General features: G+C 36.9%; 33 protein-coding genes and 1 pseudogene. 32 read left to right on the top strand and 2 right to left on the bottom strand.

The window, feature by feature from the left end:
• Positions 1–4 precede the first annotated feature (4 nt).
• Together G9G57_RS26350 and G9G57_RS04455 are read left to right on the top strand one after the other, a co-directional pair.
• On the top strand, positions 5–91 hold the full coding sequence (locus G9G57_RS26350) for a hypothetical protein (RefSeq protein ID WP_390911771.1): 87 nt from the start codon (positions 5–7) through the stop codon (positions 89–91).
• Between the two features lie 673 nt (positions 92–764).
• Positions 765–1,040 (top strand): hypothetical protein, encoded by a 276-nt coding sequence (locus G9G57_RS04455; protein WP_164964541.1) that lies wholly within the window; start codon positions 765–767, stop codon positions 1,038–1,040.
• 185 nt (positions 1,041–1,225) lie between these two features.
• On the opposite strand, the pseudogene G9G57_RS25745 reads toward G9G57_RS04455, so the two are convergent.
• Positions 1,226–1,514 (bottom strand): annotated as a pseudogene (locus G9G57_RS25745) (hypothetical protein).
• 171 nt (positions 1,515–1,685) lie between these two features.
• On the opposite strand from G9G57_RS25745, the gene G9G57_RS04450 reads away from it, so the two are divergent.
• From G9G57_RS04450 to G9G57_RS04375, 16 genes are all read left to right on the top strand, one after another.
• Positions 1,686–1,889, top strand: coding sequence for a helix-turn-helix domain-containing protein (locus tag G9G57_RS04450; protein ID WP_164964540.1), 204 nt, complete (start codon positions 1,686–1,688; stop codon positions 1,887–1,889).
• A 193-nt stretch (positions 1,890–2,082) separates the two neighbouring features.
• Positions 2,083–2,862, top strand: a complete 780-nt coding sequence (locus G9G57_RS04445; protein ID WP_045244331.1) for a DUF5677 domain-containing protein — start codon at positions 2,083–2,085, stop codon at positions 2,860–2,862.
• A gap of 167 nt (positions 2,863–3,029) precedes the next feature.
• On the top strand, positions 3,030–3,446 hold the full coding sequence (locus G9G57_RS04440) for a DUF2569 family protein (RefSeq protein ID WP_164964539.1): 417 nt from the start codon (positions 3,030–3,032) through the stop codon (positions 3,444–3,446).
• Positions 3,447–3,689: 243 nt separating this feature from the next.
• Positions 3,690–4,436, top strand: coding sequence for a hypothetical protein (locus G9G57_RS04435; RefSeq protein ID WP_164964538.1), 747 nt, complete (start codon positions 3,690–3,692; stop codon positions 4,434–4,436).
• A 203-nt stretch (positions 4,437–4,639) separates the two neighbouring features.
• Complete coding sequence (locus tag G9G57_RS04430; RefSeq protein WP_164964537.1) at positions 4,640–5,008, top strand: hypothetical protein; 369 nt, start codon at positions 4,640–4,642, stop codon at positions 5,006–5,008.
• Between the two features lie 247 nt (positions 5,009–5,255).
• Complete coding sequence (locus G9G57_RS04425; protein WP_164964536.1) at positions 5,256–5,600, top strand: hypothetical protein; 345 nt, start codon at positions 5,256–5,258, stop codon at positions 5,598–5,600.
• A 177-nt stretch (positions 5,601–5,777) separates the two neighbouring features.
• Complete coding sequence (locus G9G57_RS04420; protein WP_164964535.1) at positions 5,778–5,972, top strand: hypothetical protein; 195 nt, start codon at positions 5,778–5,780, stop codon at positions 5,970–5,972.
• Between the two features lie 299 nt (positions 5,973–6,271).
• Positions 6,272–7,312 carry an ABC transporter substrate-binding protein gene (locus tag G9G57_RS04415; RefSeq protein WP_164964534.1) on the top strand — a complete coding sequence of 347 codons (1,041 nt, stop codon included), beginning with the start codon at positions 6,272–6,274 and terminating at the stop codon, positions 7,310–7,312.
• 1 nt (position 7,313) lies between these two features.
• Positions 7,314–8,090: a (2Fe-2S)-binding protein gene (locus G9G57_RS04410; RefSeq protein ID WP_164964533.1), complete on the top strand. Its 777-nt coding sequence runs from the start codon at positions 7,314–7,316 to the stop codon at positions 8,088–8,090.
• A 108-nt stretch (positions 8,091–8,198) separates the two neighbouring features.
• Positions 8,199–9,920, top strand: a complete 1,722-nt coding sequence (locus tag G9G57_RS04405; RefSeq protein WP_164964532.1) for a helix-turn-helix domain-containing protein — start codon at positions 8,199–8,201, stop codon at positions 9,918–9,920.
• A 21-nt stretch (positions 9,921–9,941) separates the two neighbouring features.
• The gene (locus tag G9G57_RS04400) at positions 9,942–10,220 is read left to right on the top strand and encodes a hypothetical protein (protein ID WP_164964531.1); all 279 of its coding nucleotides are present in this window, start codon (positions 9,942–9,944) and stop codon (positions 10,218–10,220) included.
• 479 nt (positions 10,221–10,699) lie between these two features.
• The gene (locus G9G57_RS04395; RefSeq protein ID WP_164964530.1) at positions 10,700–11,038 is read left to right on the top strand and encodes a hypothetical protein; all 339 of its coding nucleotides are present in this window, start codon (positions 10,700–10,702) and stop codon (positions 11,036–11,038) included.
• Positions 11,039–11,253: 215 nt separating this feature from the next.
• Positions 11,254–11,622, top strand: coding sequence for a hypothetical protein (locus G9G57_RS04390; RefSeq protein WP_164964529.1), 369 nt, complete (start codon positions 11,254–11,256; stop codon positions 11,620–11,622).
• A gap of 245 nt (positions 11,623–11,867) precedes the next feature.
• The gene (locus G9G57_RS04385; RefSeq protein WP_164964528.1) at positions 11,868–12,212 is read left to right on the top strand and encodes a hypothetical protein; all 345 of its coding nucleotides are present in this window, start codon (positions 11,868–11,870) and stop codon (positions 12,210–12,212) included.
• A gap of 140 nt (positions 12,213–12,352) precedes the next feature.
• Complete coding sequence (locus tag G9G57_RS04380; protein WP_164964527.1) at positions 12,353–12,823, top strand: hypothetical protein; 471 nt, start codon at positions 12,353–12,355, stop codon at positions 12,821–12,823.
• 319 nt (positions 12,824–13,142) lie between these two features.
• The gene (locus G9G57_RS04375; protein WP_064962034.1) at positions 13,143–13,598 is read left to right on the top strand and encodes an NUDIX hydrolase; all 456 of its coding nucleotides are present in this window, start codon (positions 13,143–13,145) and stop codon (positions 13,596–13,598) included.
• A gap of 242 nt (positions 13,599–13,840) precedes the next feature.
• On the opposite strand, the gene G9G57_RS04370 is transcribed toward G9G57_RS04375, so the two are convergent.
• A complete protein-coding gene (locus tag G9G57_RS04370) occupies positions 13,841–14,590 on the bottom strand; it encodes an SDR family oxidoreductase (protein WP_164964526.1) in 750 nt (249 codons plus the stop codon).
• A 239-nt stretch (positions 14,591–14,829) separates the two neighbouring features.
• On the opposite strand from G9G57_RS04370, the gene G9G57_RS04365 reads away from it, so the two are divergent.
• The 14 genes from G9G57_RS04365 (at position 14,830) to G9G57_RS04305 (ending at position 25,923) form a co-directional block, all read left to right on the top strand.
• Complete coding sequence (locus G9G57_RS04365) at positions 14,830–15,399, top strand: TetR/AcrR family transcriptional regulator (RefSeq protein WP_164964525.1); 570 nt, start codon at positions 14,830–14,832, stop codon at positions 15,397–15,399.
• Positions 15,400–15,923: 524 nt separating this feature from the next.
• Entirely contained in the window at positions 15,924–16,373 is a 450-nt protein-coding gene (locus G9G57_RS04360) for a GNAT family N-acetyltransferase (protein WP_164964524.1), read from the top strand.
• 89 nt (positions 16,374–16,462) lie between these two features.
• Entirely contained in the window at positions 16,463–16,876 is a 414-nt protein-coding gene (locus G9G57_RS04355; RefSeq protein WP_164964523.1) for a GNAT family N-acetyltransferase, read from the top strand.
• Positions 16,877–17,687: 811 nt separating this feature from the next.
• Positions 17,688–18,218, top strand: a complete 531-nt coding sequence (locus tag G9G57_RS04350) for a hypothetical protein (protein WP_164964522.1) — start codon at positions 17,688–17,690, stop codon at positions 18,216–18,218.
• Positions 18,219–18,413: 195 nt separating this feature from the next.
• A complete protein-coding gene (locus tag G9G57_RS04345) occupies positions 18,414–18,935 on the top strand; it encodes a hypothetical protein (protein WP_164964521.1) in 522 nt (173 codons plus the stop codon).
• 232 nt (positions 18,936–19,167) lie between these two features.
• On the top strand, positions 19,168–19,614 hold the full coding sequence (locus G9G57_RS04340; RefSeq protein WP_164964520.1) for an oxidoreductase: 447 nt from the start codon (positions 19,168–19,170) through the stop codon (positions 19,612–19,614).
• Between the two features lie 171 nt (positions 19,615–19,785).
• Complete coding sequence (locus G9G57_RS04335) at positions 19,786–20,676, top strand: toll/interleukin-1 receptor domain-containing protein (RefSeq protein WP_164964519.1); 891 nt, start codon at positions 19,786–19,788, stop codon at positions 20,674–20,676.
• 106 nt (positions 20,677–20,782) lie between these two features.
• On the top strand, positions 20,783–21,232 hold the full coding sequence (locus tag G9G57_RS04330; protein ID WP_164964518.1) for a hypothetical protein: 450 nt from the start codon (positions 20,783–20,785) through the stop codon (positions 21,230–21,232).
• Between the two features lie 115 nt (positions 21,233–21,347).
• Entirely contained in the window at positions 21,348–22,076 is a 729-nt protein-coding gene (locus G9G57_RS04325) for a phosphotransferase (protein ID WP_342365598.1), read from the top strand.
• A 752-nt stretch (positions 22,077–22,828) separates the two neighbouring features.
• Complete coding sequence (locus tag G9G57_RS25735; RefSeq protein WP_238799242.1) at positions 22,829–23,077, top strand: hypothetical protein; 249 nt, start codon at positions 22,829–22,831, stop codon at positions 23,075–23,077.
• A gap of 148 nt (positions 23,078–23,225) precedes the next feature.
• Positions 23,226–23,459 (top strand): hypothetical protein, encoded by a 234-nt coding sequence (locus G9G57_RS25730; RefSeq protein WP_238799241.1) that lies wholly within the window; start codon positions 23,226–23,228, stop codon positions 23,457–23,459.
• Positions 23,460–23,595: 136 nt separating this feature from the next.
• Positions 23,596–24,294 carry an HNH endonuclease gene (locus G9G57_RS04315; protein WP_164964517.1) on the top strand — a complete coding sequence of 233 codons (699 nt, stop codon included), beginning with the start codon at positions 23,596–23,598 and terminating at the stop codon, positions 24,292–24,294.
• Between the two features lie 280 nt (positions 24,295–24,574).
• Positions 24,575–25,201 (top strand): toll/interleukin-1 receptor domain-containing protein, encoded by a 627-nt coding sequence (locus G9G57_RS04310; RefSeq protein WP_164964516.1) that lies wholly within the window; start codon positions 24,575–24,577, stop codon positions 25,199–25,201.
• 212 nt (positions 25,202–25,413) lie between these two features.
• A complete protein-coding gene (locus G9G57_RS04305; RefSeq protein WP_238799239.1) occupies positions 25,414–25,923 on the top strand; it encodes a hypothetical protein in 510 nt (169 codons plus the stop codon).
• Positions 25,924–26,078 lie beyond the last annotated feature (155 nt).

Raw genomic sequence — 26,078 nt, 5'->3', positions numbered from 1 at the left:
AATTATGATGAATCCCTCAAGAGCAGTTCAGAAGATTTCAGATAAAACGGTTAATAGGATTATTGATATTTTTATATTGAACAAGAATTAAATATGAAAATTATAAAAATAGTGAATTTATTTTCTTTTTATAATCCTAAATCTATTACCTTACATGAAAATATGAATTTATCAGTAAAAAACTAAATAACTTGATTCAGGACAATAAAAAGGAAATTAAATCGGCAATTGAATCTAGCGATTATGTTTTTTTAGGATGGGGTAACAGTTCTAAGAACTTTATCAAACAACTTTTTATTCTCAAGTTTTTTTGTATTAAAAGAAATTCAAAAGTACGATAAAAAAATATTTGTTTTTAACATTGATAATAGAAGAACTAGTTCTAAAGAAAATCTAACTGAGTCTAAGAATCCTGTTCATCCAATAAATGGGGAGACATTAGCTAAAGTTGAAGTGGAAATTGATATTTTATATAGAATACTACCAAAAATTTTGTTAGGAATTTAGGTGGGTTAATGAACAGCAGATAACATAATATTCACACATCAGGCATACGCCCTCGGTCCGGCAGATGGATTTCGGGGAAGCGGAAGCAGCCGGACACCCCAGCATTGCTGGGTCGTGAATACAGAAACGTTATGTGTAATTATTGAAAAGATCATGGAGGAGAAATCTATGAAAAAGAAAGAATATAAGGATAGATTAATTGAATTACTTAATGAAGGGATTGAAGAACTAACAACATAATCCACAAAACGAAATTATTGATTTTTGAATATGAGAAAAAACAAGCGTATAGTACAGAAAATAAGGGGAGACCTTGGGCAGATGAAGAGTTAAGAGTAGTATTATCATTTGCACCAACTAAAGAAAACATACTGAAGTTGGCCAAAGGATTTAAACGTAGCTACGGGAGCATTGAACAAATTTTTAGATGGGCTGTGACCACAGATGTAGAGATTATAAATAAGGGAAGAGAAGATGATAGTTTTATAAAACAGATTAGAAGATTGTATAAAGAGATGGGTTGGAAGGCGTAAATTAGAATATCAATCAATGGGTTATAACTACACATAACATAATGTTCAAGCAGCGGCTCCTCATGAAGACTTGGTCTGCGAGATGGATTTCGGAGAGGCATTTCAGCAGACAACCCCTCCTGGTAGGTTCATGAATACAGGAATGTTATACGACAGAATCAAAATGAAAAAGAGCCAGAAGGCTCTCAATCTAAAGATATATGTAATTCGTTATGCAGGTGAAGAGCGTCCTTAAAACCTTGCAAATAAATTTCACGTTCTTAATATAGCTTGAACAGAAAGCTCAGCATCGTCGTAAAGGAATAGAGTCTTCTGTATATTCTCCGGTACTCCTTCATGTAACTGTTTGAAGTAGAGATTCCGTTCGGATGAGAACTGGTTGTAGCTGGAGTTGTGTTTCATAAGTTTTTCATATAAAGATTCAATTCGAGTCTGAATCAGTGAATCAAGCAAGACTTCTAAAGAGTTATACATTTTGAACACCATCCAATGCATTTGATTTTATGAATAAAAGTTCAACTTGTTAAATATAATTTTACTATATTAAATAATTAAGTCAATACATGTTGAAGATGTTTTTGATAAAGAAAATATACTTTCATATAATTAAAGAAAAATTCACTTGATGTGTGAAAGGAATATCAGATGATTAGTTATAAACCTTTTCAAAAATTATTGATCGACAGGGAGATTAAGAAGCAGGATTTATTGAAAATGATAGGTATTTCGTCTGCTACAATGGCGAAACTCAATACGAACGAATATGTGTCATTAGAAGTGATTGATAAATTATGTGCGGCTTTAGGTTGTCAGCCAGGAGATTTATTGGAACATATAACAGAACAATGACTGATTAGAATCAAGAATGAATGTTGGTTAATCGAAGAAGTGATTCCGTCATATAACATAGTATTCAAGCAGCGGCTCCTTTCGGAGCCTTGGTCTGCTAGAAGGATTTCAGGGAAGCATTTCAGCAGACAACCCTTCGGGGTTCATGAATACAGGAAACGTTAGTCGAAATTATTCTTAAGGAGTACGATATATGTATATCAAAGAAGTAGTAAGTGATATGGAGATGCGCTACTCAAAATCATTAGAAGCTCACAAATTAATGGTTTTAGAGCTGGATAAGTATTTGTTAGGTGGTGAAGTGCCAAATAACTTGTTATCACATACATCACTTTATTTTCTAGCGAAGTTCCACAAATCATTGCTTTCATTTCGTCTATTAGTAGTTTCGGGATTTAATGAGGATGCAAGCATTATTCTTAGAACAATGGTCGAAATCGCGATTGTTATTGCATACATATCCAAGGAACCGGAAAAAAGATTAGACAGATTTATTGAATATAGACATATAGCAGAACATAGGTTACTTGAAACGATTGAGAAACATTATAACGGTTCTAAAATAGATGAACAACGTCGTAATAAGATTAAAGAGAATTATGAAGCGAATAAAAGGAACTATAAGAATAAAGCTCAGTGGTCTGAAATTTCTATTGCAGATATGGCTAAAGACGTAAGTATGGATTTTTGGTATGAAGCAGTTTATAAACTTGATTCAAGTTATGTTCACTCCAATATAACTGCATCTAAAGGTTTTATGTTTGACGACAATGATGAATTATCAGTAGCTGTAGGCCCCTTAAGCTTTTCAGCAACTGATATTTTGACTAAGTCATGTGAACTTTCAAGGATAGTTTTATACATTTATTTAAAAAACATGGATTTGAGTACAGATGGATTAATAGAGAAGTGGAATGAATGTCAGAGATTGATTCAAGAAGAATTTGAAAGTATACGCGAAGAAGTAGAATAACCTCGACTAACATAATATTCAAGCAGCGGCTCCTTTGGAGCCTTGGTCTGCGAGAAGGATTTCAGGAAGCATTTCAGCAGACAACCCCTTCGGGGTTCATGAATACAGGAACGTTATCTGAAACCAATGCTCAATGCAAATAAAAGACAAAAATTAAGGAGCCAATAATGCAATTATCTCAGAATAGTATGAGTGGAATTAAATGCTGGCTGCTTTTCTTTGTGATCTATTCTTTTTATCTACTTATAAGTAATTTAATAGGTCTTTATTTCGAATTTTATATTTATATGTTAGTTGGAACAATTGGTTGGAATCTTGCTAGAATTATTTCTGTCGGAATATATTTATTTTCTGAAGTCTTAATTATTGTTTCTCTAGTGCTTATATTGAAGAAGAAAAGGAAAGGACCAAATATAATAATTCAAATTGAAATAATCACTATAATATTTGGATTTTTAAACTTCATTCTCACAATTAACAAAATAGATGAACTCCCAAGTTTAATCTCTACAATTATTTTTGGATCAATATGGATTTTGTATTTTAAAAACTCAAAACGAGTCAAAGCAACATTTGAAAGTTAATCAAGAAGGCATTGGCATCAGATAACAGAATATTCACGCATCGGGCCATTCGGCCCTCGGTCCGGCAGAGACATTTTGGGGGAGTGGAAGCAGCCGGACAACCCTGCACTGGCTAAGTCCGTCGGACCCGGCGCGTTCGCTCCTTAAGCCAGTGAGGGTTCGTGAATACAAGAACGTTATCCGAAACTGCTGAAAAAACACTACAAATACATAAACTTATAAAAATGCAATGGAGTGATAAAGATGAGTAGTGCAATATGTTATTGGTGTGGTACGGAAGCTACTTCAATGGAGCATGTCCCACCTAAATCCCTTTTTCCAGAAGAAAAGGACGTGAAAGACGTATTAAAAAAATCATTTAGAAATAATTTGATAACTGTCCCTTCTTGTAATGAACATAATACAAATAAGTCAAATTTAGATGAATATCTGATGGCCACTTTAAGCGGTAAAGTTGGTAATAATTTTGTTGCTTACGTTCATACAGCAACGAAAGTTAGCCGTAGTAGAATGCGTAATCCTAAAATAATTAAGGTTGATAAAAGTGCAATATTAAAACTGAAGAACAAAGAATTTCCGGTTCTTTGGATTACTGTTGATACAATTAAGTTAAGACATTCATTCGAGGCTATTACACGAGCTTTATATTTCCACGAAAATAATGAGGTTTTTAAGGGTAGCTGCTTTGTTGTCTCAACATTATTTGATCACGAGGATGATCCTAATGGAACAGAATTTAACAAAAGATCATCCGCTCTCTTAGAGTCAGAACAAAGACATTGGAAAACAGAAATAAAAGGGAGCAATCCTGATATTTTTATATACCAATTCAGTGAGGTGGATGGATTTAAATGTCAAACGTTAATGATGACTTTTTATGAGGGGACTAGAGTCTTTGCAATATTAAATGGGATGACTGAGGCCGAAATAGAGGACGCTGAACTTAAATTAGCATTTCTCACTGATTCTATATTTGGCGACCTGAATTAATGAATGTGGTAGAACATTCAAGAAGCCAGCAGAATCGGATAACAACATATTCAAGCATCGGGCATTCGCCCTCGGTCCGGCAGAAGAATTGGCAGGGGAGTTGGAACAGCCGGACACATCCGACTCCGTCGGACGTCGTGAATATACGAAACGTTATGTGAAATCAGCTAGGAATAAAAAGATTATATTTAGGAGCAAGTACTATGAAGCGAATTTACAAGCATATCGAAGAATACACAGATCAGGAAATAAAAGATATTTTAACTCGTCAAGAAGTAGAAGAACTTATATATTTACCACTTTCAGTTGGAATGTATCATCACAATTGGAAGTTTGCTCAAGATATATGTCTTATATCAGCGCAACATGATAATCCAATTGTAAGAGCGAATTCTGTATTGGGGTTAGCACATATAGCAAGAACTAAAAAACAGTTAGCTAAAAGACTAGTAAAACCAATCATTTTGAAAGAATTAAAAAATAATATAGAACATAAAGGAATAATATTAGATGCTATTAGTGATATAAATTTATTTATGAAGTGGGAACTAGCAAGGAAGCATAATTATTAGTTGACTTGAAGAAGAACTGACCTCATATAACATCGCATCTACGCTGCGGGCGTTGCCATTGGTTCGCTAGAAGTGGAAAGTAGAGAAGCTGGGATCAACTCACACCCCTGCGAGGCCTAAGTCCGTTGGCCCCGGCACTTTGCGCCTTAAGCCTCTCGGATTCCTAGATACAAGAACGTTATGTGAAAGGGAAGCAAGAATTAGTTTTAAAACAGATATAAAATCCAAAAGAGGGAGAGATAGCACAATGAAGTTTAGCCATAAGAAATTCTCCTGTGACACCGAGATTTATTACAAAGATAAGGACATAATAGTTAGATTTTTCGATAGCTCCAAAGAACAAGAAGAAGATGACATAATAAATTTGGTTATAGTTGACCCTGGGTATGGCTATCTTTGTTTGAAATATAAAGGAGATGCAGCACTCTTAAGTGGATTCCTAGATGAAGATGTTTTCTCATCAGATGACTATATAGATGCAGCAATTAGTTTTATTGAAGTCTTAAGTCCGAATTCAAAGTATGTTTATACCCCATATCATATTAGACTCTTTAAACAAACCAGTTTTACTGAATACAATGGAGAATACTAAAAATAGACTGTAAGAAATTCAAAGAAGACATCCACATCATATAACATAATATTCAAGCTGCGTCTCCGTTGGAGCCTGGGTCTGCGGGAAGGAATTCGGAGAAGCATTTCAGCAGACAACCCCTTTGGGTTTCATGCATACAGGAACGTTATCAGAAAGACTATGAGGAGGGAAATAATGAAGCTATTTCATGGAGAACAAGTCTTAATTAAAGAAAACAATCTCTTACAGCCACAAATACATACTCCACTTGGAATAATTGATTTTCACTCACAATCTCTGATCACTTCTATCATCCAGAACAAAGTTATAAACTCAAAAATGGCGGGTCATTATATAAATATTATTATGATTCATTTGATTGTGAGCTAATTGTCTGTAGACCCAAGCTCACAAATGGATATGGAATGTACATTGACGCAAGAGGTAGAAATCAATGAAAAGAAAAAAGGAGAGATTCTTGCTTTTGTTGGCTTGATACATTAGACGATGATTATGCAGTAATTAGTAAAAGAGCTGATAGAATTGTAAATGAAGATATAGCGGTTTACATGTCGCATTAGTCCGGCTGAAATGTCGCAAAAGTACATGGTAACGCGATGTGGAGATATATTATACTCGCCTTATATTTCGATAATGAAAATCATTATCATACATAAGGAGGATTCACCATGAATAAAGGAACAAAGAGGCAAGCTGCCGGAAGCATGGCACATGCTAACCATAAATCACGATTTTTAATGGGCTGGATGCTGGCCCTTGTTCTTGTACTGACGACTTGCGGTGCCGGAGCAGGTACAAATGACGGCAATGAGTCTGCTACAACTCCAACGGACACGCCTTCGAATGGAGCGTCTCAGACTGCCGGAGCCTTCCCGGTTACGATCTCGCATATGAAGGGTCAGTATACGCTTAACGAGAAACCAAAGAAAATTGCTGTGCTTGATGTCAAATTTCTGGATCAATTGCTAGCCGTTGGCGAGCAGCCGGCAGGCAGTGTTATCGCTGAAGGCAATAGCACATTTCCAGAATATTTAGGCGATAAGCCGGGCGACGTAAAGGTTTTAGGTACACGGGACAAGCCCAATCTGGAAGCGATTGTAGCATTGGACCCGGATCTTATTTTAATGACTGATTTTCAAGAGAAAGAGTATGAGAATGTAAGCAAAATAGCACCCACAATCGTACTTGACTTCTACGAGGATTGGCGAGATACGTTAGCTACGGTGGCTGCGATCACAGGTAAGCAGGCAGAGGCAGAAACTGTGCGTAAGGCTTATGAGGACAAAATTGCAGGACTGAAGGAGAAGCTGTCGGAGAAGTTGGGAGAGGAAACGGTAGCACTTATTCGTCCGAGAAAAGAAGGCATTCGTGTTCATGGTCTTGAGCATCGAACAGGCGGCATTCTGTATGAGGATTTGGGCTTAAAAATGCCTGCATTAGTCCAGAAGATCAAAGATGATACCTCCGTTGAAATCTCGATGGAGAAAGTTCCTGAGATTGGAGCAGATCATTATTTTGTTCTGTCTGATGAGTTGTTTGCGGCAGAGGCAGAGGCTTTGGATAGCAGCTCAGTATGGAAATCCCTTGATGCAGTCAAAAATAGCCGTGCATATGATGTTAATTCTACACTTTGGATCGCTTATTATGGCCCACTTGCAATTAATATTATTGTAGATCAGGCATCGGAAGCACTGTTGGGATCGAATTAAAATGGACCATTATCTATCGACTGACTTATGGGAGCAAACAATGGAAGAACACTCGATTCGGCTTGGTGAGCCGTCTGAAGATAATGTCCGTATTATTGCTTTGAGTCAACTACATGAAGAAGCTGCATGCCGAGAGTATTTAAGCTGGCTTCAAGAGTATATTGGTGCGCCTGACATGAGGGTAGCCGCTTCGATGTTAGCTAAGCGAATCGGCTACCTGTGGATTGCTCCGTTACTGACCGCGATGAGCGTTCATCATCAGCATGTTTCTTTTCGGCTAGACAACAGCTTTCTCTATCATCCGATGCTCACAGCTAATGAGGGGGAGACGCGTTTTCCTTTTCTGGCTATGAACGGGCTTCGGGCAGAAGCACTAACGGGAGACAGGGAAGTGTGGCGGGAAAAGGTGGTAAAGGAGATGTTCGCGTTACAGCTTGCACCGCTGTTAAAGACGTTTGCTGTAATTGCTCCTCTTTCGATGAGTATCCTTTGGGAGAATATCATGATACGCATTGTCCCATTATATACTCCTGAAGTAGACAATGCTGAGCAAGAAATTCAGCACATCCAGGCAGATTTTTCATATCTGACGCAAGGAGCGCCCGGGCATTTGTTCGGTGTAAAAAGAAATCCGTTCACCCGGTTCACAAAAAATAAGGACAGCATTCCAACCGTGAAAAGCAAGCGTACCACCTGTTGTTTTTATTACCAGATGTCAGGGGAATATTGCAGAAAATGTCCGAAAATTGACAATGAGAATAAATCTCAATTAAAATGACAACAGCAACAATTTTACTTTGCTAACAGGCCTGGGTGTAGTTAATTGGTTAAGCCCAGTCATGCGAGTCACTCTAGCAAAGGATGCTATTGTCAGGAGATGAGAGAAATGCCGCTACAAGAACAGACAAGTCTATGGTGTGATACAACGATCAAGATGCTTGACGAGTATAGCGGTACTTTGCAGACAGGCAGTGTTCTTCGCGAAACGGAATTAACTTCGAATGTGTTGTTGCTGGCATACGGAGGGGAAGGGGAGCTTGCAATGAATGGTGAGGTTTGCCACATTGGAGCTTCTTTTGCTGGTCATGTTGTTAAGGGGACATCCTTAACGCTGACGGCCAGATCAGACGACATTTATTATATCGTGATCATGTACAAGGCTTCTTCCATGGAGGGAGCCTCTCTTGTTTTGCCTTCATATCGCAAACACCCGTTGCGCACTTCATTTGTGCAAAATTCGGTAACCCAAGCAGAATGGATCGAGAATGCAGAAAAAATCGTTGCCAAATGGCGTCGTGGCGAAGGGATGGAACGTTTTCATGCCAATGCGTTGCTTCAGGGTATGATCTACGAACTGATCATGGATTACGAACGTGGTCAGGGAGGAGAAGCGTCTGACATGGTGGATGTTGTCGCTTCATATATAGCGTCGCATTATCGCCAGAATCTGGAGCTTAAAGAGCTGGCAGCCCTTGCTGGATGCAGCTTAAGACAGCTGCAGCGACGATTTAAACAAGAGAAGCAGCTCGGACTGACTGAGTATGTCATTCAGTTGCGCATGGAGAGTGCATCGCGGATGCTGCGTCACACGGATGCTCCCATCGGTGAAATTGCTGACAGAATGGGCTATCGCGACATGTATTATTTCAGTAGGGCGTTTAAGAAATATTATGGCATCCCTCCGCTACGTTATAGGCTTGATGCCCCTTCAAAAACAGATACAGACTATGCCCATTCCTTGCAGCGGAACCGCACAGCTTCTTCATATGAGTCGGCCCAAGGCTCGGTGATATGCCATATGCGAGGGGAATACCATGTTATCGGACCTCCGAAGCGTATCGCTGTACTCGATGTGCAATATGCCGATCATTTGCTTGCGCTGGGGCTCTCTCCAGCAGGTAGTGTAGGACTAGGCAATGCAGTGTTACATTTCCCTCAAACGATCAGGGCAGGACTTCAGAATACTGAATTACTCGGAACATATGAGTACCCCGACCTGCTTGCAGTGGAACGACTATCTCCGGATCTAATTATTTGCACCGAGGTACATGAGCCGCACTATGAACAGTTAAGCCGGATCGCTCCAGTTCTCATGTTTAAGCGCAATGAAAACTGGCAGACCATTCTGAAGCTGTTCGGTGAACTGACAGACAAACGAGAAGAGGCAAAGCGTATTATAGCGGATTATCACCGACGAACCACATTGCTGTCCGAAGAACTTGCTCCCGTACTGGCAGGCAAGAGCGTGGCACTGATCCGTCCGCTGGATTCTCTGGTTCGCGTGCATTCTGCCTCTCATCGTACAGGGGCTGTACTGTACCGTGATCTAGGTCTGCCTGTTCCGTTATTTGTGGCAGATACCTCCGACACGGCCTATCACATCTCAGTTGACAGACTAACGGCTGTACATGCCAGCCATTACTTCTTGCTTAGCCATGAACTCATGCAGGAGGAAATATCGGCGACAGAGCAACGTGTCTGGGGAATGCTTGATACCGTTGAGCGCCAGCACATACACGCGGTCGATGCCGCGACATGGATCGGCTGTTATGGACCCACTGGCATCAATGGCATTGTGGATCAGATCGCTCAGGCTTTGTTGGCTTGATGGGAAAAGAAGTTGCTACTTGTGCGCATAGAGATTTTAACAGGAACTAAAGACAGTTCATCTTTGCCTTATGTCATAGAGGGAAAGTTGAACTGTTTTTTTATGGCCAATCCATCAGATAACATCATATCCACGCATTGGAGCCTGGCGGTTCCTCGTTCCGGCAAAGAGGATTGCCAGGGAGTGGGGGCAGGCGGACACATACGCACGATGGCCGCTCATTTCGTTCGCATAAGTCAGAGGGACATCGTGAACACAGAAGCGTTATATGCTAGAAATGATGGACAACAAATAGAATAAAAGAAAAATGCAAGAAAATAAATGGGAACACTTGTTTGTGTAAGTGAACACAGGTAAAATATAGATACAATTGACTCTTGGGTGGGTATGGTTTTCCTTCGAAAAGTGAGACCATGGAAGTAAAAGATGCGATGACTCTAATGTTACTATTTTGGACATCTATTCTTGCATTTTTAACATGCATCAATAACAACAAGAGAAGGTGAAAAATCACCTAAAGGTTAAGAGCCGAAGGGGGAGGGGTTATTACCTGAGACTTAGAAGGGAATAAACCCTCCAAGCCAATTGTACTGACTAGATGTTGACCGTACTTGGTCTTTCATTAAGGGTGTACTAACAGATGAAAAAAGATGAATCAAAGAAAAAATTAGATAAGTGAAATGAAAAGCAAGTTAGTAAGCAAACTTATATGCGAAATTACTAAGCAGCAATTTTAAAAATCTATTAAAACAAAGATAAGAAAATGAGGGATATGCCCAATGACATTACAGGACCTATTTAATGAAAAACCAACTCAATTGTGGAACAAAAGAATGGTTGAATACGGAGATGACCTTTTTACGGAAGAGAGATTATTAATGTGTGATAAAGTCCTGGATAACTATCTAAACCAATTAATATTATTACAAGAAACTAAACATCCTGAAGGTATCATGAAGGCTGTGGAGGGAATTGTAATTTCTTTTAATGAATTGAATGATGCGAACGATTATTTTATTGAAACGATGGGGCGTGAAGAATTGGCTGAATTTATAGACAAGGCAGCAAGACTAGCTGGATTAGAAATTGAGGAAGATCAAGATATTACAGAAGAATAATTAAACAGGATTTCTAAGTAGATTCAATGAATTCATGGTACCTTTGTATAATATCACATCCAAGCATCATCGCATTCGCTCCTCGGTTCGGCAGAAGTTGAGAAGCCATGAAGTAGAATCAGCCGAACATATCCGGCATACGCCGGGCGTCTTGAATTCAGAAACGTTACGTGAAATCAGCTAGGTATAAAAGATTATATTTAGGAGCAAGTACTATGGAGCGAATTTACAAGCATATCAAGGAATACACAGATCAGGGAATAAAAGATATTTTAACTCGTCAAGAAGTAGAAGAACTTATATATTTACCACTTTCAGTTGGAATGTATCATCACAATTGGAAGTTTGCTCAAGATATATGTCTTAAATCAGCGCAACATGATAATCCAAATGTAAGAGCGAATTCTGTATTGGGATTAGCACATATAGCAAGAACTAAAAAACAGTTAGATAAAAGACTAGTAAAACCAATCATTTTGAAAGAATTAAAAAATAATATAGGACATAAAGGAATAATATTAGATGCTATAAGTGATATAAATTTATTCATGAAGTGGGAACTAGCAAGGAAGCATAATTATTAGTTGGCTCGAAGAAGAACTGACCTCATATAACATCGCATCTACGCTGCGGGCGTTGCCCTTGATTCACTAGAAGTGGAAAGCAGAGAAGCCAGGATCAACTCACAACCCTGCGAAGCTAAGTCCGTTGGAACCGGCACTTTTCGCCTTAAGCCTCTCGGATTCGTAGATACAAGAAGGTTATGTGAAAGGGAAGCAAAAATTAGTTTTTAAAACAGCTAAAAAAATCAAAAGGGGGGAATAGCACAATGAAGTTTAGTCATAATAAATTATCCTGTGACACCGAGATTTATTACAAAGATAAGGACATAATAGTTAGATTTTTCGATAGCTCCAAAGAACAAGAAGAAGATGACATAATAAATTTAGTTATAGTTGACCCGGGGTATGGCTATCTTTGTTTGAAATATAAAGGAGATGCAGCACTCTTAAGTGGATTTCTAGATGAAGATGTTTTCTCATCAGATGACTATATAGATGCAGCAATTAGTTTTATTGAAGTCTTAAGTCCAAATTCAAAGTATGTTTATACCCCATATCATATTACACTCTTTAAACAAACCAGTTTTATTGAATACAATGGAGAATACTAAAATAGACTGTAGAAAATTCGAAGAAGACATCCCCATCATATAACATAATATTCAAGTTGCGTCTCCTTCGGAGCCTAGGTCTGCGAGTTGGGTTTCATGCATACAGGAATGTTATTAGAAAGACTATGAGGAGGGAAAAAATGAAGCTATTTTATGGAGAACAAGTCTTAATTAAAGAAAACAATCTCTTACAGCCACAAATACATACTCCTCTTGGAATAATTGAATTTTCACTCACAGTCTCTGATCACTTCTATCATCCAGAACAAAGTTATAAACTCAAAAATGGTGGGTCATTATATAAATATTATTATGATTCATTTGATTGTGAGCTAGTTGTCTGTAGACCCAAGCTCAATCTCGCTATACATCTGACAGTAGAAGAATGTTGGGGAGCAGTATTTAGGATAAAGCCTCATGCGAACACTCAAATAAGTACGTGCAGCTTTTCTGCTTCTTGGAAGGAGGGTTACAGTTGGACAGATTATGGATCTAATACTGGGGAAGATCTTGAAGCTGTCGAATACGAGAATCAGGTATACCGTTTACACTTGGGGACACAAGATGGGGATATGTTAATGGCAAGAAGAAATCAAGGAGATATTTTATGAAACTGGAAAACTACTCGAAACACATAAATGGAAACGAGAATAATAATTACTTAACTCGAAAAAAGTCAACGTTATCTAACTTAGCATTCAACTCATCTGGCCGGGACAAGCCCGACCTTTAGCCCCGGAAGATGCATTTCGGAGGAGCGAATTCACCGGACATATTCAACCGGTTAAGTGGAAGAGCCACCCGGCTACGTGCCTTATCCATTGGCGAAAGTAGATTTTAGAAGTGAATCCGTCATATAACGTTAAATTCAAGCAGTGGCTCCTAACGGAGCCTTGGTCTGTTGAAGGATCTCAAAGGGGCGTGAAGATATTGAATTACATAAAAGAATTAAGAGAGTTAGTAGGTACCCGACCTATAATTATGGCAGGAGCATGTGTGATACTCATAGATGATGTGGGACGATTACTATTGCAACAAAGAACTGATAATGGTCTATGGGGATTACCAGGAGGTTCAATGGAGCCTGGTGAGAGTATGAAGGAGGTTGCAAGCCGGGAACTTTTTGAAGAGGTAGGCTTAGAAGCTGAAGAGTTAGAATTACTTGATATATTTTCAGGCCCGGAACTTTACTATCGATATCCTCATGGAGATGAAGTATATAACGTAGTTGCAGCTTATATATGTAAAGAATACAGTGGAATAATTAGGGGCGATGGAAATGAAGTACAAGATGTACAATTTTTTGATTTAAACAAGATACCCAATCAAATAAGTCCTCCTGACCTACCGATAATAACAAGATTTTTAAATGAAGTAAGATCATAAAAATATTTTTTTATAAATCGAGGATGTCCCCGACATCACCTAACAAAGGGGCTGCTTGAACTTCGGGAATACCCAACATTATGTGAAATCAACAAAATTATTTAAGAGGTAAACATGGGTGTGACTGCTTGGCGTTTTTTCTTACTTCACGAGCAAGTTGCATAAAAATGAACATGAAGTAGACGGAACTGAGTGTTTACTTCATGTTAATCTAAATTTTTGAGAATTGAATTACAGATGGATCAATGGATCTTTGGAGGTTCAGAATTCATCGTATCGTTAAGCTGGGTCACAAAAACATTTTCGTTCGGGCCAGGGTTATTTCGAAACATTTTCGCTTCTTCCACCAGAACTTCGTCTGTATTCGTGCCAAGTATCTTTATTGTTGCATCAATGAATGAATCAAGTGGCATCGCACGCGGTTCATCGTTGTTGCTTTGAACCCATGGGGGCACAATTTCTATTACTTTTACCGATGTGTCTTTAAGCATGTACCTTTGGGACAGCGTATAGGTGTGAAGTGCTGCCTTCGTCGCGGAGTATATAGCAGTAGTCGCTAACGGTACAAATCCAAGTATTGAAGTCGTGTTGATGACAACAGCTTCTTCTTTGGCCTTCAAATGCTCGATGAATGCAGAAGTCAACCGAATGGGACCTAGCAAGTTTGTAGTGACAGTCGAAATCAAAACATCCTCATCGATCACGCCCGCCGCGTCATCGGACTGTATGATGCCGGCGTTGTTAATCAAGACATTAACATCCGGGTATTCTTCGATTAACTGCTTGGCGGTCGCCTTTATGCTGGCAGGATCTTGTACATTCAATTCCACTGCGGACATGCCGGGATTCGCTTTAATCGTCTCATCCAGACGCTCTTTACGTCGACCGGAGATAATAACTTTATTTCCAAGATTGTGGAGAGCTTCTGCTAACGCACGTCCAATTCCCGAACCGCCGCCTGTAATAAAAATCGTGTTTCCTGTAAGTTTCAATTTTTAAACCTCCTAATTCAATATGATTTAAATCATTCAAAAGATTGTACAACAATAGATTTCATGATTACAGCTCCTCTAGAATTGAACATATGTTGAATCATCAACATAAATTTTATAAAGTGAATGTATCAGAGCGGTATATGGGGTTCAATGGTTAAAACAAGCGTGGTTGTTGATTTTTCAACAGAGGACTTCGAAATGTTTATTTTTTCAGATGGTACAAAGGGGAGAAGAATATGGACAGGCGTATTCAAAAATCGAGGCAAGCCATTATTGATGCTTTTATGAGGCTAATGTCAGAAAAGGAATTCGAGAGAATTACGATCAATCAAATTGCGGAGGAAGCGAATGTCAATCGCGGAACGGTTTATTTGCATTTCGCTGACAAGTACGATCTGCGCGATCAATGCATGGAAGCTCAAATTAACGAGTTACTACGTAATTGTATGTCTGAAGATAACTTCTTTCATCTCCCTTCCAAAACCGCACTACTGCGTACGTTTGAATATTTGGAGCAGCATGCTTCATTCTACTCTATAATGCTGACGAACACGGGAAGTACGGTTTTTCGAAACCAAATAGAGACAATGTTCCGGCAAAGTCTGTGCGAGCATCTGGATTCGATCAACCTCGATCAGGATATGAACAGGGACATTACGGTGCAATTTTTAATTTCAGCGGCAGTGGGGGTATTGGAATGGTGGATTACCCGTTCGATGCCGTATCCGGCATCGGTCATGGTTGAACAATTTTGGAAATTGCTGAATTGTGGTGTCGAGGGAAACGAACCAACATCGTCCATTTGAGTCTCTAAATTTGAGGCTTTTTTGAGGCTGGCACCCATAATGAAGCGAATTCAAGTTGCATCTCTAATGGAGCCTAGGTCTGCGAGTTGGGTTTCGAAGAGGGATTTCAGCAGACAGACCCTTTGGGTTCATGAATACAGAAACGCTATCAAAAATTCTTGAATTACTAAAAACATAATAATTAGATCTCAAAAGTACTAAAAACTATAGTATAAAGAACGCGAAAGATCTGAGGTCATTTTATGGATATACTCTTTGCCAATTATGGGATTAATATAATTCGAGGAGATGCATATGAACTAATAATCAAATTACAAAATGAAAAAAGACCATATAAGAAATTTCGCTAATAAAAAAATTGCAGATTGATTTTGAATGCATAGTGAAGAAGTTCGGTAACTTCTGATAACATAATATTCAAGCATAAGAATCCTCACGGAGCCTTGACCTGCTGGGATGGAGTTCGAGGAGGCGTTTCAACAGACAACCCTGGAAAAAATAAAAAGACAATGGAGGTATGTTGGGTGCTGACATTAGAAAAAGCTAGAAAAAATGATGCTCAAAAACTTGCTGAAATACAAAAGGCCAGTTTTGAGGATGAATCAAAGTATTTTAATATTAACGGAACCGTTGGGCCTATAGGATATGACTCCATAAGTTGGCAAGAAGAGATGATGCAAAATTGCGAATACTTCAAGGTACTCTTTAATGGAGAAATAATCGGGGGAGCTATGATATTTGTAGAATGTAATCAAGTGCATAATCTAGGAAGGATCTTTATTGATCCAAATTTTAAAAATCAAGGAATCGGAACGAAGGTGATGGAGAAAATTGAAAGTGAATTTCCAGATAGCACTGAATGGTGGCTGGATACTCCTAGCTGGAGTGTGAAGAATCAGCACTTTTATTCAAAGTGTGGGTTTACTAAAGTTAGAGAAGAAGGTGACTTATACATTTTTAAAAAGACTTTATAAACTTATGTAATGTACAAACGTTATGATACACCAGTGCTAAGGGTTACCAAGAAGATATTCAATGAAAAGTGTGAAAGGGAGGACTTACAATGCAGATTGATTTTGCAATTGAATCAGATTATGAGTATATCTCGTTAAGAGACAAGCACATACATAAGACACTGATAAGACCCAAAATAAAAGAAAATGAAATCCTAATAATCAGAAAATACAATCAAGAAATAGGTTGGATGAGATACGGATTTTTCTGGGACAACACACCATTTATGAATATGATATGGATAGATGAGGAGTATAGAGGAACAGGTATTGGTAAAAAAGTTGTCCAGTATTGGGAAGAATTAATGAAACAAAAAGGATTTGAAATGGTTATTACCTCAACACAATCGAATGAAGGAGCTCAACATTTTTATAGGAAGCTTGGATATAGAGATGCTGGATGCTTAATGCTTGAGAACGAGCCTCTGGAAATAATATTGATAAAGGAGTTGGACCAAAATTAACGTTGAGGAAATCAATGTAAAAAGCATTTTAAGAAGAGAGTGCTAATATATGTGGTGTATTTCTTCCAATATAGAAATAAAAAAGGCATTGACTTTAAAAGACTACAGAGATTTTTTAATAGAGTAATCCAGAATAGACAAGATCAAATAATATTAAACAAGGATTGAAGAATATATTAAATAAGAACTAGAGGTATCACATAACATCGTTTTCCTGAAAGTGAAAGTCAGGTAGACTATCCTGCGAGGTTAAGAACCGAAGCTAGCCAGTCGCTACACTTCTTTAAGCTACTCGGGTTCAGGAACGCAAGAACGTTATTAGACATAATTGCTGATAAAGTAATGTTGAGGTGAATGATGAAAGTATTTCGAAAAAAAGCAATCCCAATCATTGTTAGACATTATCAATTCATTTGCATTGTTGACGAGAAACCTTATGAGGTATTGTTTAGAGCTTATTCAAGAAAGTATAAAACTTCTTTTATTGAAATTTCGTTTGACTGGAAAGAATGTTATTACATTAACCTATATAGACCTTTAATAAAATCCATATTAATTGAATATTGTATAAAGCTTGGTTGGATATATGATAAACCGAAGCAAATTCTAAGAATAAAGGACAGTAGAAAAATTGTTCAAGAACTATCATTAAGGGATTATGATTACCAATAAATGTTGGCATTTTCATGCGAAGCAATTTTGTCTACGATTAAGAGAATTGCTGATAGATAGTTGATTGAGAATTTTAAAACAGCTCGAAGGCGAGGAATAAAGGGCTGATTTTGTTAGTTGAAAAGTGTTGGAGGATAGTATGGCGAACACCATTTCATTACCAAAACAATTAAATGATGTAGTTGAACCCATAGGTATGTCAAATGGATTAACATCAGTCTTTATTGAAGTTCTAGCTATTAGTGGATCACTACTAGCTAAAACGAATCGAGAAAAAGAATTAATTATTTGGCTAGCACAAAGGGACCAGTCTGTAGTTGGAATAGGAACAGTTGGTTTTGATATTGATGAAATGCCTTGGACTATAGGCTCCTTTGAAAGCGAGAAAGATTTTATACTAGATACTATTTCAAATGCAGCAGATGGTTTAGGGTGGGAGAAATTAAGCTATAAACCACGCCAAGATTGGGTTGTTAATTGTTTGAATCAATTTGGCTTAATGATTAAAGCATTCAATAAAGAAGATGTTGACATGAATAATTATACAGAATGGTCAGAAATTGAAGAGGGGGATGATAACCCTACAATTCCAAGAGGGTATCCCAAATGCGAAAAACATGATATCTATTTAAATTGTCATGGATGTATACTTTGCAATAATGGAAGCTGAATTAAGGACTGTAGGTATTTCATGAAGATGGTAACAATCATATAACATAATATTCATGCTTCGGGTCATGCAGAGCTCTTGGTTTGCCAGAGAGATTTTAAAGAAGCCAGAGCAGACAGCGACCCCTGAGGGGGACATGAATACAGAAATGTTAGGTGAAATATGGTGGTCATACAACAAGTTCAGGGAGAAACCATGAAAATATCCTTAAATAAAGTAGATGAAAATAGACTTGATGTGCTGTCAGTAGATATGGAAATTGACATAAGAAAAGAATACAAAAATATAACAAGACATTCTGGGCGAATGGTCCATGTTATTAATTGGAGGATAGCTTTATATATAAACGGAAATAAGTTGGACGAAGATGAAGTGTTTGTTGAAGAAGAAATTTTAAAATCATTAATTTGTCCAGGAAAGTATCCTATGTTCACTTGTACTTGCGGTATATTTGGTTGTGGGGGATACTATGTTGAAGTCAGTCATGAGGATGATAGATTGTTTTGGTTAACTGAGCAATCGCCTTTTAAGGAACAATTCGTTAAGACTTCTAATAAATTTGCTTTCTCTTGGAACCAAATAATCGATTTTTTAGAAGAATTAATACATAAATTTGATGATCTAAAGAGCATAATGATTACGCATGACTTGAATTTTCAATATGATGTAGAAAGATATAGAGAATTAATTAAAGAGATAAAAGGGCGAGCAAATTAATAAATGATTAAAGCAGATTCGAAAAGTTACAATGCTTCGCCTATTTTATGCTAAAGCCGAGGTAAGTCGATCCTTGGTTTTGGGAGCACTAGGCGATGAAGTGACTGTCGAGACAGCCCTGCACTGATTAAACCGCATCACGCCAGGCATTCGGTCTTTAAGCCAGTGAGGATTCGTGAATATAAGAATGTTATATGAAATCTATGTGAGATAATCAACAAAGGAGAAACCAATGACAACGATAAATACTCTACAAACTAAACTTTCCAGCCGATATGATGAATTTGACCCAGAACAAGATGAGAATAAGAACACAGAATTTGCAGATTTAATTATTGATGGAAGATCACTTTACCAAATGCTCAAGAAACACGATTTGGTTCCATCCTTAGGATGGGGAAGCGAAGATCACCAAAAAGAAATGATTCAATACTTTTTGCTAAAAAAACCACATGAGCATATGTATTATAGATATCCAGTACTTGTATGTCCTTGGCGTGGAGATGAAGAGTGTGGTTATATCTCAGTGAAAATTGACAGAGAGGAAGAAATTGTAGTATGGAAAGATTTCAAGTTGGAGCATGAGAACAAACCAATAAATATAGGTCCTTTTTATTTTGAATGGGCAAACTATGAAAGAGTCATTCATGATACTTTTGGAATAATAGAAAAACAATAATGTATACTGATTCGAAGAAGCAAAGACATCACTTAACATCATATTCAAGCAACGACTTTTATGATACCTTGGTCTGCGGGTGGATTTCGAGGAGGTATTTTACCGAATAATACCTTGGAATATATAGGTACGGGAACGAAAATTGAATTTATTAAAAGGAGGAATATTAATTTGTCTAGTATTTTTTTGAGTCATACTAGTATTGATAAACCATTCGTTGAAAAATTAGCTAGGGATTTAAAACGAATTGGTGTTAATGTCTGGTTTGATAAGTGGGAAATAAAGATGGGGGAATCAATTACATGGCGAGTCGAAGAGGGAATTCGTGAAAATGAATATCTTGGAATTGTTATATCACCTGAAGCACTAAGCTCGGAATGGGTGAAAAGTGAATTAGGTGCTGCATGGGCAAAACAAATGCAACTTAGAAAAGTATTTGTTTTACCCATCTATTATAGGGATTGTAGCATTCCTCTTTTTTTATCAGATAGAAAGTTTGCTGACTTTAGAACAAATTATGAACAAGGATTCGGTGAATTAGCAAGTATATTTGGCATTAAAGAAACAGAAGCGATCACACAAGATAATTGGAGAAAATTTACGAAATCTAGAAAGGTTAATTGGAGGAAATTTAAAATAATTGAATTTGAAAATCTGGTAACAACGCTGGTTGATAGAGCTATTGATTATAACTGGTCGACTTGGGTTGGAGGAACAGCTAATGAATATTCTATTACACTTCATACACGGACTGGAACTGGAAAGAAGTCAATCTCTATTAAATTAGTTGGAGATAAAAACGCCTATATGGCTATATTTAAGGAAGCTTATAATCCGAATCATTTGAAAGTAACCGATTTTGATTTATATGTAGGAAATTCAGTTGATGCATGTGATGAGTATATATGGAGAGTGATGGAAGAATTCAAAAAAGAGCATGGTATCTCTAATGAGAAATCTGAACACTCTACGCAAAGGTTTTCAAGAGGTGATGAAATACATGAAGCTGCAAAAGAATTAATAAGTAAATTTAATTGGTATAAGGGAGATAAACTCTTTTAGATTCAAAAAGTAAAGAACATTGTTTTTACATCAAACCTGGCAACTTTCGATCCACAAAACGGTATGTGAAACCTCAGTAAATTAAATACGGTATGGAAGTGAATTGATGGAGGAACCAATCATAACTTGTATAAGTATAGGCGTATATGCTCATGCACTTACAAGGGGCAATAAATACATCGTAAAAAAAGAAGATGGGGATAAGTATAGAATTATTGGAAACCATGGAAAAGCAGTTTGGGTATCAAAAACTCATTTTATTGAAGGAAATATAGAAGTGCCTTATTTAGAAAAATGGAAGTTTGATGATGATCCAAAGGAGTTTGATTTGGTGGAGGTGACCCTTACTTTTTCGGATGGAAGTGAACGATGGAGTTTGGTGACAACCCCTCAAAAATTAGTAAATCACTTTGAAAAAGAAATGGAGATACCAGGATTTAATATTAAACATCTAATTATAGCGAAAACAATGGACCACGATGATATTGAAAAAATATTAAAATATTTAGAGGCCAATAATGAACTAACAGAAGCAAGCAAAGCGTTGGAATGTTAATTGGAGAAAACAAACGCAACGTCTTGTTGCTCGAAGAAAGGGGGAAATTATGATAGGTGAATTACTTGGTATTGGTAATACTGCAAGTGTCTATTAATGGGGTGAAACCGAAGTAATAAAGATTTTTCATAATCAAAGCCGCTCAATGCACGAGGCAAAAAAGGAAGCAAAAAATGCTGAGATTATAAATAACTTAAATCTTAGAGCACCTAATTATTCTGGCCTGCTGGAGTATGAGGGCACGTCGTGTCTTATTTATGAGAAAATTGATGGGCCAACAATGCTAAAACAAATAGAACCGACGAAATTAAGTATTTCTCATTATGCTAAGCTAATGGCGCAACTTCATTTTGAATTGCATAACATTGAGATCAAAATTAACTCAAATCTAAAAACTGAATTAACCCACAAAATTAATACTGCTGAAGCGATTAAAGAATATGAGAAGCAATTTGCTATAAATGTTCTTAATGCATTACCTGAAGGTAATGCACTTTGTCATTATGATTTTCACCCCGGCAACATCATCCTTTCATCCAAGGGGCCTATAATTATTGATTGGATGAATGTTTTGGTTGGTAATCAAGCGGCAGATGTTACTAGAACTTCGATGATGATTCAATCACATGCACTACCGTCTAATGCTCCCAGTTGGCTAATTAAGAGAGAATATCGTGAATTTTTTAATAGAGAGTATCTAAGAGAGTATTTAATGCTATCTGGAATGAACCCAAAAGTCCTTGAGGAATGGATGGCACTAACTTTAGCGGCTCGAGTATGTGAAGTAAACGGTGAAGATCGGAATGAAGTTATAGATAAATTACAAACCATTATAAAAAATTAATGTGGGCTAACGTCCTGTTTGTATTTGAGCAGTCAGCCCTATTGCAACTTAAGCCTCTCGCGTTCGTAGGTACAAAAACGTTATCAGAAAATCTCTAGTCCTCAAAAAACAATAGAAAGAGGGATAGAAATTACAAAACTAATTGCAATAATACGAAGGAACCTTTTCACCATTAACATATTGCCAATAGTTATATTTCATCTAACTTTGTTACCTATTTGGATGTTGATAAATGTTTTTGAAGAATTGTGGATTGTTACTTTCTTTTCTGCAATGGGAACAACCATAATTATTCCTTTTTGTTTGGTAGTCATTAATGGATGGTTCAATAAAGATCATAACAATTATTACTTTATAGTGAACTGGATATTAATATCAACTTCAACATTACTATCGCATGCCCTAAACTACATGAATTGGGGGCTATCCTCTCAAAGTATATTACATCCTGATCCAGAAACATTATTGATATTGAAATGGGAAGTTATAATTTCTTTATTGATAGTTTTAATAATGAGTTGCATGCAACAGCTCGACTTGAATAATACAAAGAAAAGTAGAATAGAGAATATATAGAGTCAAAATCTTGGAAGTATTTCGGAAGAAACGAACTTCTGATAACATTATCCACGCTTCAGTCCGTGTGGACCTTGATCTGCTCTCAAAGAGGGATATCAGCAGATAACCCCTGAGAGGTTCATTAATATAGAAACATTTAGCGAAGTCATCACTGGGAATAGAGAGGGAGAAGGATGCATATCAAAGGAGTAATTCTTGAGGGATTTTTTAATGCTGGTAAGACATCGGTATTGAGGGCCATTAAGCAGTACCAATCACAAGATGAATCCGCAGAGAGAAGCGTAGTTATTCTTGGGGAACATTACACACAAATATTGAATAACAAGCATGGGAAGTATTTAAGTTTATCTCAAGAAGAGCATTTAATTTTACTGAAGGAACGAACGGAAATGTTAACAAAGCTCAATGAATGGGCTGTATAGTTAGGGCCTGCATCAAGAACGGCTAGAGGACTGTTTTACGTTTTTAGAAAGATTCCACCTTAATCACAGGGTAGCTTTTTCTAACTCAGACCCAATTGAGGTTACAACAATTGAAGAAAAACTCTTATATCTAGGTGCGGAGTGCATATTGTTAACAATTTCTCCTGAAACGGCTGAAGAAAGAATTATAAGCAGAAATCCAAGTGAATGGATAAACATGCCTGAAGCAGTAAAAATGTCAGTTAACGAATTATTGGAAACACAAAATATGTTAAGAGAACAAGCCAAACGATCGAAAGTCCCTACAAGAGAAATCAATACAGATGATAAAGACTGGAACAGATGTGTCAGGATAATCATGGAAGGTAATAATAACGCGTAACAACATATTCTAGCTGCGGCTACTGACAGAGCTTGATCTGGATTGGTCGATTTTGAGAGAGTTTTCAGTGAAAAATTCTGAATTTGTCAGTGAAAACAGATATGTTAGGCAAAATTAATCGAAAGAGGGATTAAACTTGGCGTTTTCAGAGAAATTGAAGTTAGAAGCAAAAAAGAAGGCTTGCTTTCGTTGTGTTATTTGTCAAAAGCCGTTTGTCGAAATTCATCACATAATCCCACAAGCTGATGGTGGTAGCGACACCATTGATAATGCTGCTCCGTTATGTGCATCTTGTCATGATCTATTTGGAGGGAACCCGGAAAAGCGTAAACAAATTAGAGAAATGAGAGACCATTGGTTTGATCTGATGGAGAGAAGGGTAAATGGGGAAATTAACATATTAGATCCAATTTCTGAAAATCCGTTCAATATAAATATGCTCAAAAATAAGGGGATTGCAATATACCACCTAGTTTATGAACATGAAGATTTTGAAACGACGGCCACGATACTTGTGAAATTACTACAAAATGCTCAAAAGCAATTTCCAAATCAAAAAAGATATCTTTATATGGATATTGAAGGGCATAAAAATAATATGGGTGGCTACGATCATGATATGTTCGAATTACAAAGTGATTTTGCTCTTGGTTTTTTAATGCAGTTTTTTACTAGAATCCATATTCCACTAATTGGTGTGAAGAATAGTAAACTCCAAAGAAATGACGTGCCTCAGGAGTTTAAAATATACAGTGATGAAAAAGAGATGCTAAAGATATTAAAAAAAGAATCCCGTAACAAACATTTTGAAGTATATCCTCCCGATACTGATTAACTTTGCCTAACATCATACTCACGCATCGGACATGCGTCTTCGGTAGTTATTGTGAGGTAGAATCAGCTGAACACACCATAAACGTAACCTATCCGACATTCGTCAGACGTCGTGAATACCTGAACGTTATCTGAAATAGTGGCGAAGATAAAAAAGGAGAGGGCTTATTGATGCTACATTATGGTTCATCTGTTTTTATTACAGCTGGAAAATTAAAAAAACGGATTGGTTATTTAGATGATGACGATTTTACTGATTTAGACAAGCATATTGGATATGTATGTCTGGGAAATCCCTCTATGCTAATGAATACGAGATTCCAATTAATGATTTAAAAGAAGTTACAACCGAAGAGTTATTAAGGAGACAAGGTGAAATTGAACAGATATTATTTGATTTAAAATATTCAAAAGTAAAAATAAAGGATGAGAAAACTAAAGCAGATTTGCTAACAGAATTTATTTTTATTGAATCATTATTTTCAGATAGATATTTTAAAATGAGGTTGTTGTTGAATAACAATGGAAAAAAGGTTTTCATCTCACATTCTTCTAAAGATAAAACCTTTGCTAGATTAATAGCAACTGACTTAGCAGAAGCAGGACATAATCCTTGGTTAGATGAATGGCGTATTAAAGTAGGTGAGTCAATTCCGAGAAGTATAAGTATTGCTTTGAAAGAAAGTGAATATGTTTTGGTAATTCTGTCGAAAAACTCTATAGAATCAAAATGGGTTCAAGAAGAATGGTGCTCTAAATATTGGGATGAGATCGAAGCTGGAATGGTAAAGGTTATCCCGATATTAATTGAAAAATGTCAGATTCCCGAACTATTGAAGACAAAAAAATATGCTGATTTTAGGGGGGGGGATATAGTAGAGCTTTTAAAGAACTTCTATTTGCATTAAATTGAATTATTCATATGACCTCTACATCAGATAACATAATATTCGAGCTGTGCCCCTTCGGAGCTTCGGTCTGCAATCAGGTCTGAGGACTTTTGTTTACAAGAGGCACTCCAGGAGGTTTGATCAGGTAAGACAATCCCTGGCAAGCTTCATGAACATAGTAACGTTATAGGAAAGGGATGCAAACTATAAAAAGAAGGTGTTTAATCTGTTTGGTTTATTTAAGAAAAAAGAAAACAATATTTGAAGATCAACTAAACCAACTTTCTGAATTGGGCATCTTCATGAGAGCAGATTTAAAGAAAGAATTACTTTTAGAAGAAACTTCAAGAAGTGAATATGAAGAAGATCCCTACAACTTGCTACTACTTACTTTAGGTGGAGAAGTTGCAGTAAATGATGAATTTATAAATGTATCTGATAAAATTTGGTATTTGGATACGGAATATATTGAGGACCATGGAGACTATGCAAGAGTAATAATGCGGTTTAAAAATATGACAAAACTTAATTTAAATAAGATAACGGATTGCGTAGATATTCAGAATAGTACTGCATGGGCCTCCTTTGAACATAAGAATGAACTTCTAAGATGGGAAATGAAAGTAGATGATGATTATGGGATGAAAATTATTATTGTGATCAATTTATGGAATATAGAAATATTATGGATACATGTTCGGGTTTCATCAATGAAACAATTCCAAAATTATCGAAATTAGGGAATGCTGAAGATGTAAGAGTGATTTTCTGGTTTGGTTAGTACAGAATATTCATTTTATTTAGATGGTTAATTATGGGCATTAGAATGTTAGACTCAAAAATCTTATATCATAATATTTGGTCTGCGGCTCCTTATGGAGCTAGGTCTCCAAGA

The organism is Paenibacillus sp. EKM211P, assembly GCF_011066175.1.
GTDB lineage: Bacteria > Bacillota > Bacilli > Paenibacillales > Paenibacillaceae > Paenibacillus > Paenibacillus polymyxa.
Note: the sequence above shows the minus strand (reverse complement) of the source record. Positions and strands in the feature narration are given on the sequence as shown.

What these genes read in the sequence shown, in the direction of transcription:
- G9G57_RS26350 (WP_390911771.1), top strand. Translation starts at nt 5, where the DNA reads ATGATGAATCCCTCAAGAGCAGTTCAGAAGATTTCAGATAAAACGGTT.
- G9G57_RS04450 (WP_164964540.1), top strand. Translation starts at nt 1,686, where the DNA reads ATGATTAGTTATAAACCTTTTCAAAAATTATTGATCGACAGGGAGATT.
- G9G57_RS04445 (WP_045244331.1), top strand. Translation starts at nt 2,083, where the DNA reads ATGTATATCAAAGAAGTAGTAAGTGATATGGAGATGCGCTACTCAAAA.
- G9G57_RS04440 (WP_164964539.1), top strand. Translation starts at nt 3,030, where the DNA reads ATGCAATTATCTCAGAATAGTATGAGTGGAATTAAATGCTGGCTGCTT.
- G9G57_RS04435 (WP_164964538.1), top strand. Translation starts at nt 3,690, where the DNA reads ATGAGTAGTGCAATATGTTATTGGTGTGGTACGGAAGCTACTTCAATG.
- G9G57_RS04430 (WP_164964537.1), top strand. Translation starts at nt 4,640, where the DNA reads ATGAAGCGAATTTACAAGCATATCGAAGAATACACAGATCAGGAAATA.
- G9G57_RS04425 (WP_164964536.1), top strand. Translation starts at nt 5,256, where the DNA reads ATGAAGTTTAGCCATAAGAAATTCTCCTGTGACACCGAGATTTATTAC.
- G9G57_RS04420 (WP_164964535.1), top strand. Translation starts at nt 5,778, where the DNA reads ATGAAGCTATTTCATGGAGAACAAGTCTTAATTAAAGAAAACAATCTC.
- G9G57_RS04415 (WP_164964534.1), top strand. Translation starts at nt 6,272, where the DNA reads ATGAATAAAGGAACAAAGAGGCAAGCTGCCGGAAGCATGGCACATGCT.
- G9G57_RS04410 (WP_164964533.1), top strand. Translation starts at nt 7,314, where the DNA reads ATGGACCATTATCTATCGACTGACTTATGGGAGCAAACAATGGAAGAA.
- G9G57_RS04405 (WP_164964532.1), top strand. Translation starts at nt 8,199, where the DNA reads ATGCCGCTACAAGAACAGACAAGTCTATGGTGTGATACAACGATCAAG.
- G9G57_RS04395 (WP_164964530.1), top strand. Translation starts at nt 10,700, where the DNA reads ATGACATTACAGGACCTATTTAATGAAAAACCAACTCAATTGTGGAAC.
- G9G57_RS04390 (WP_164964529.1), top strand. Translation starts at nt 11,254, where the DNA reads ATGGAGCGAATTTACAAGCATATCAAGGAATACACAGATCAGGGAATA.
- G9G57_RS04385 (WP_164964528.1), top strand. Translation starts at nt 11,868, where the DNA reads ATGAAGTTTAGTCATAATAAATTATCCTGTGACACCGAGATTTATTAC.
- G9G57_RS04380 (WP_164964527.1), top strand. Translation starts at nt 12,353, where the DNA reads ATGAAGCTATTTTATGGAGAACAAGTCTTAATTAAAGAAAACAATCTC.
- G9G57_RS04365 (WP_164964525.1), top strand. Translation starts at nt 14,830, where the DNA reads ATGGACAGGCGTATTCAAAAATCGAGGCAAGCCATTATTGATGCTTTT.
- G9G57_RS04355 (WP_164964523.1), top strand. Translation starts at nt 16,463, where the DNA reads ATGCAGATTGATTTTGCAATTGAATCAGATTATGAGTATATCTCGTTA.
- G9G57_RS04350 (WP_164964522.1), top strand. Translation starts at nt 17,688, where the DNA reads ATGGCGAACACCATTTCATTACCAAAACAATTAAATGATGTAGTTGAA.
- G9G57_RS04345 (WP_164964521.1), top strand. Translation starts at nt 18,414, where the DNA reads ATGAAAATATCCTTAAATAAAGTAGATGAAAATAGACTTGATGTGCTG.
- G9G57_RS04340 (WP_164964520.1), top strand. Translation starts at nt 19,168, where the DNA reads ATGACAACGATAAATACTCTACAAACTAAACTTTCCAGCCGATATGAT.
- G9G57_RS04330 (WP_164964518.1), top strand. Translation starts at nt 20,783, where the DNA reads ATGGAGGAACCAATCATAACTTGTATAAGTATAGGCGTATATGCTCAT.
- G9G57_RS25735 (WP_238799242.1), top strand. Translation starts at nt 22,829, where the DNA reads ATGCATATCAAAGGAGTAATTCTTGAGGGATTTTTTAATGCTGGTAAG.
- G9G57_RS04310 (WP_164964516.1), top strand. Translation starts at nt 24,575, where the DNA reads ATGTCTGGGAAATCCCTCTATGCTAATGAATACGAGATTCCAATTAAT.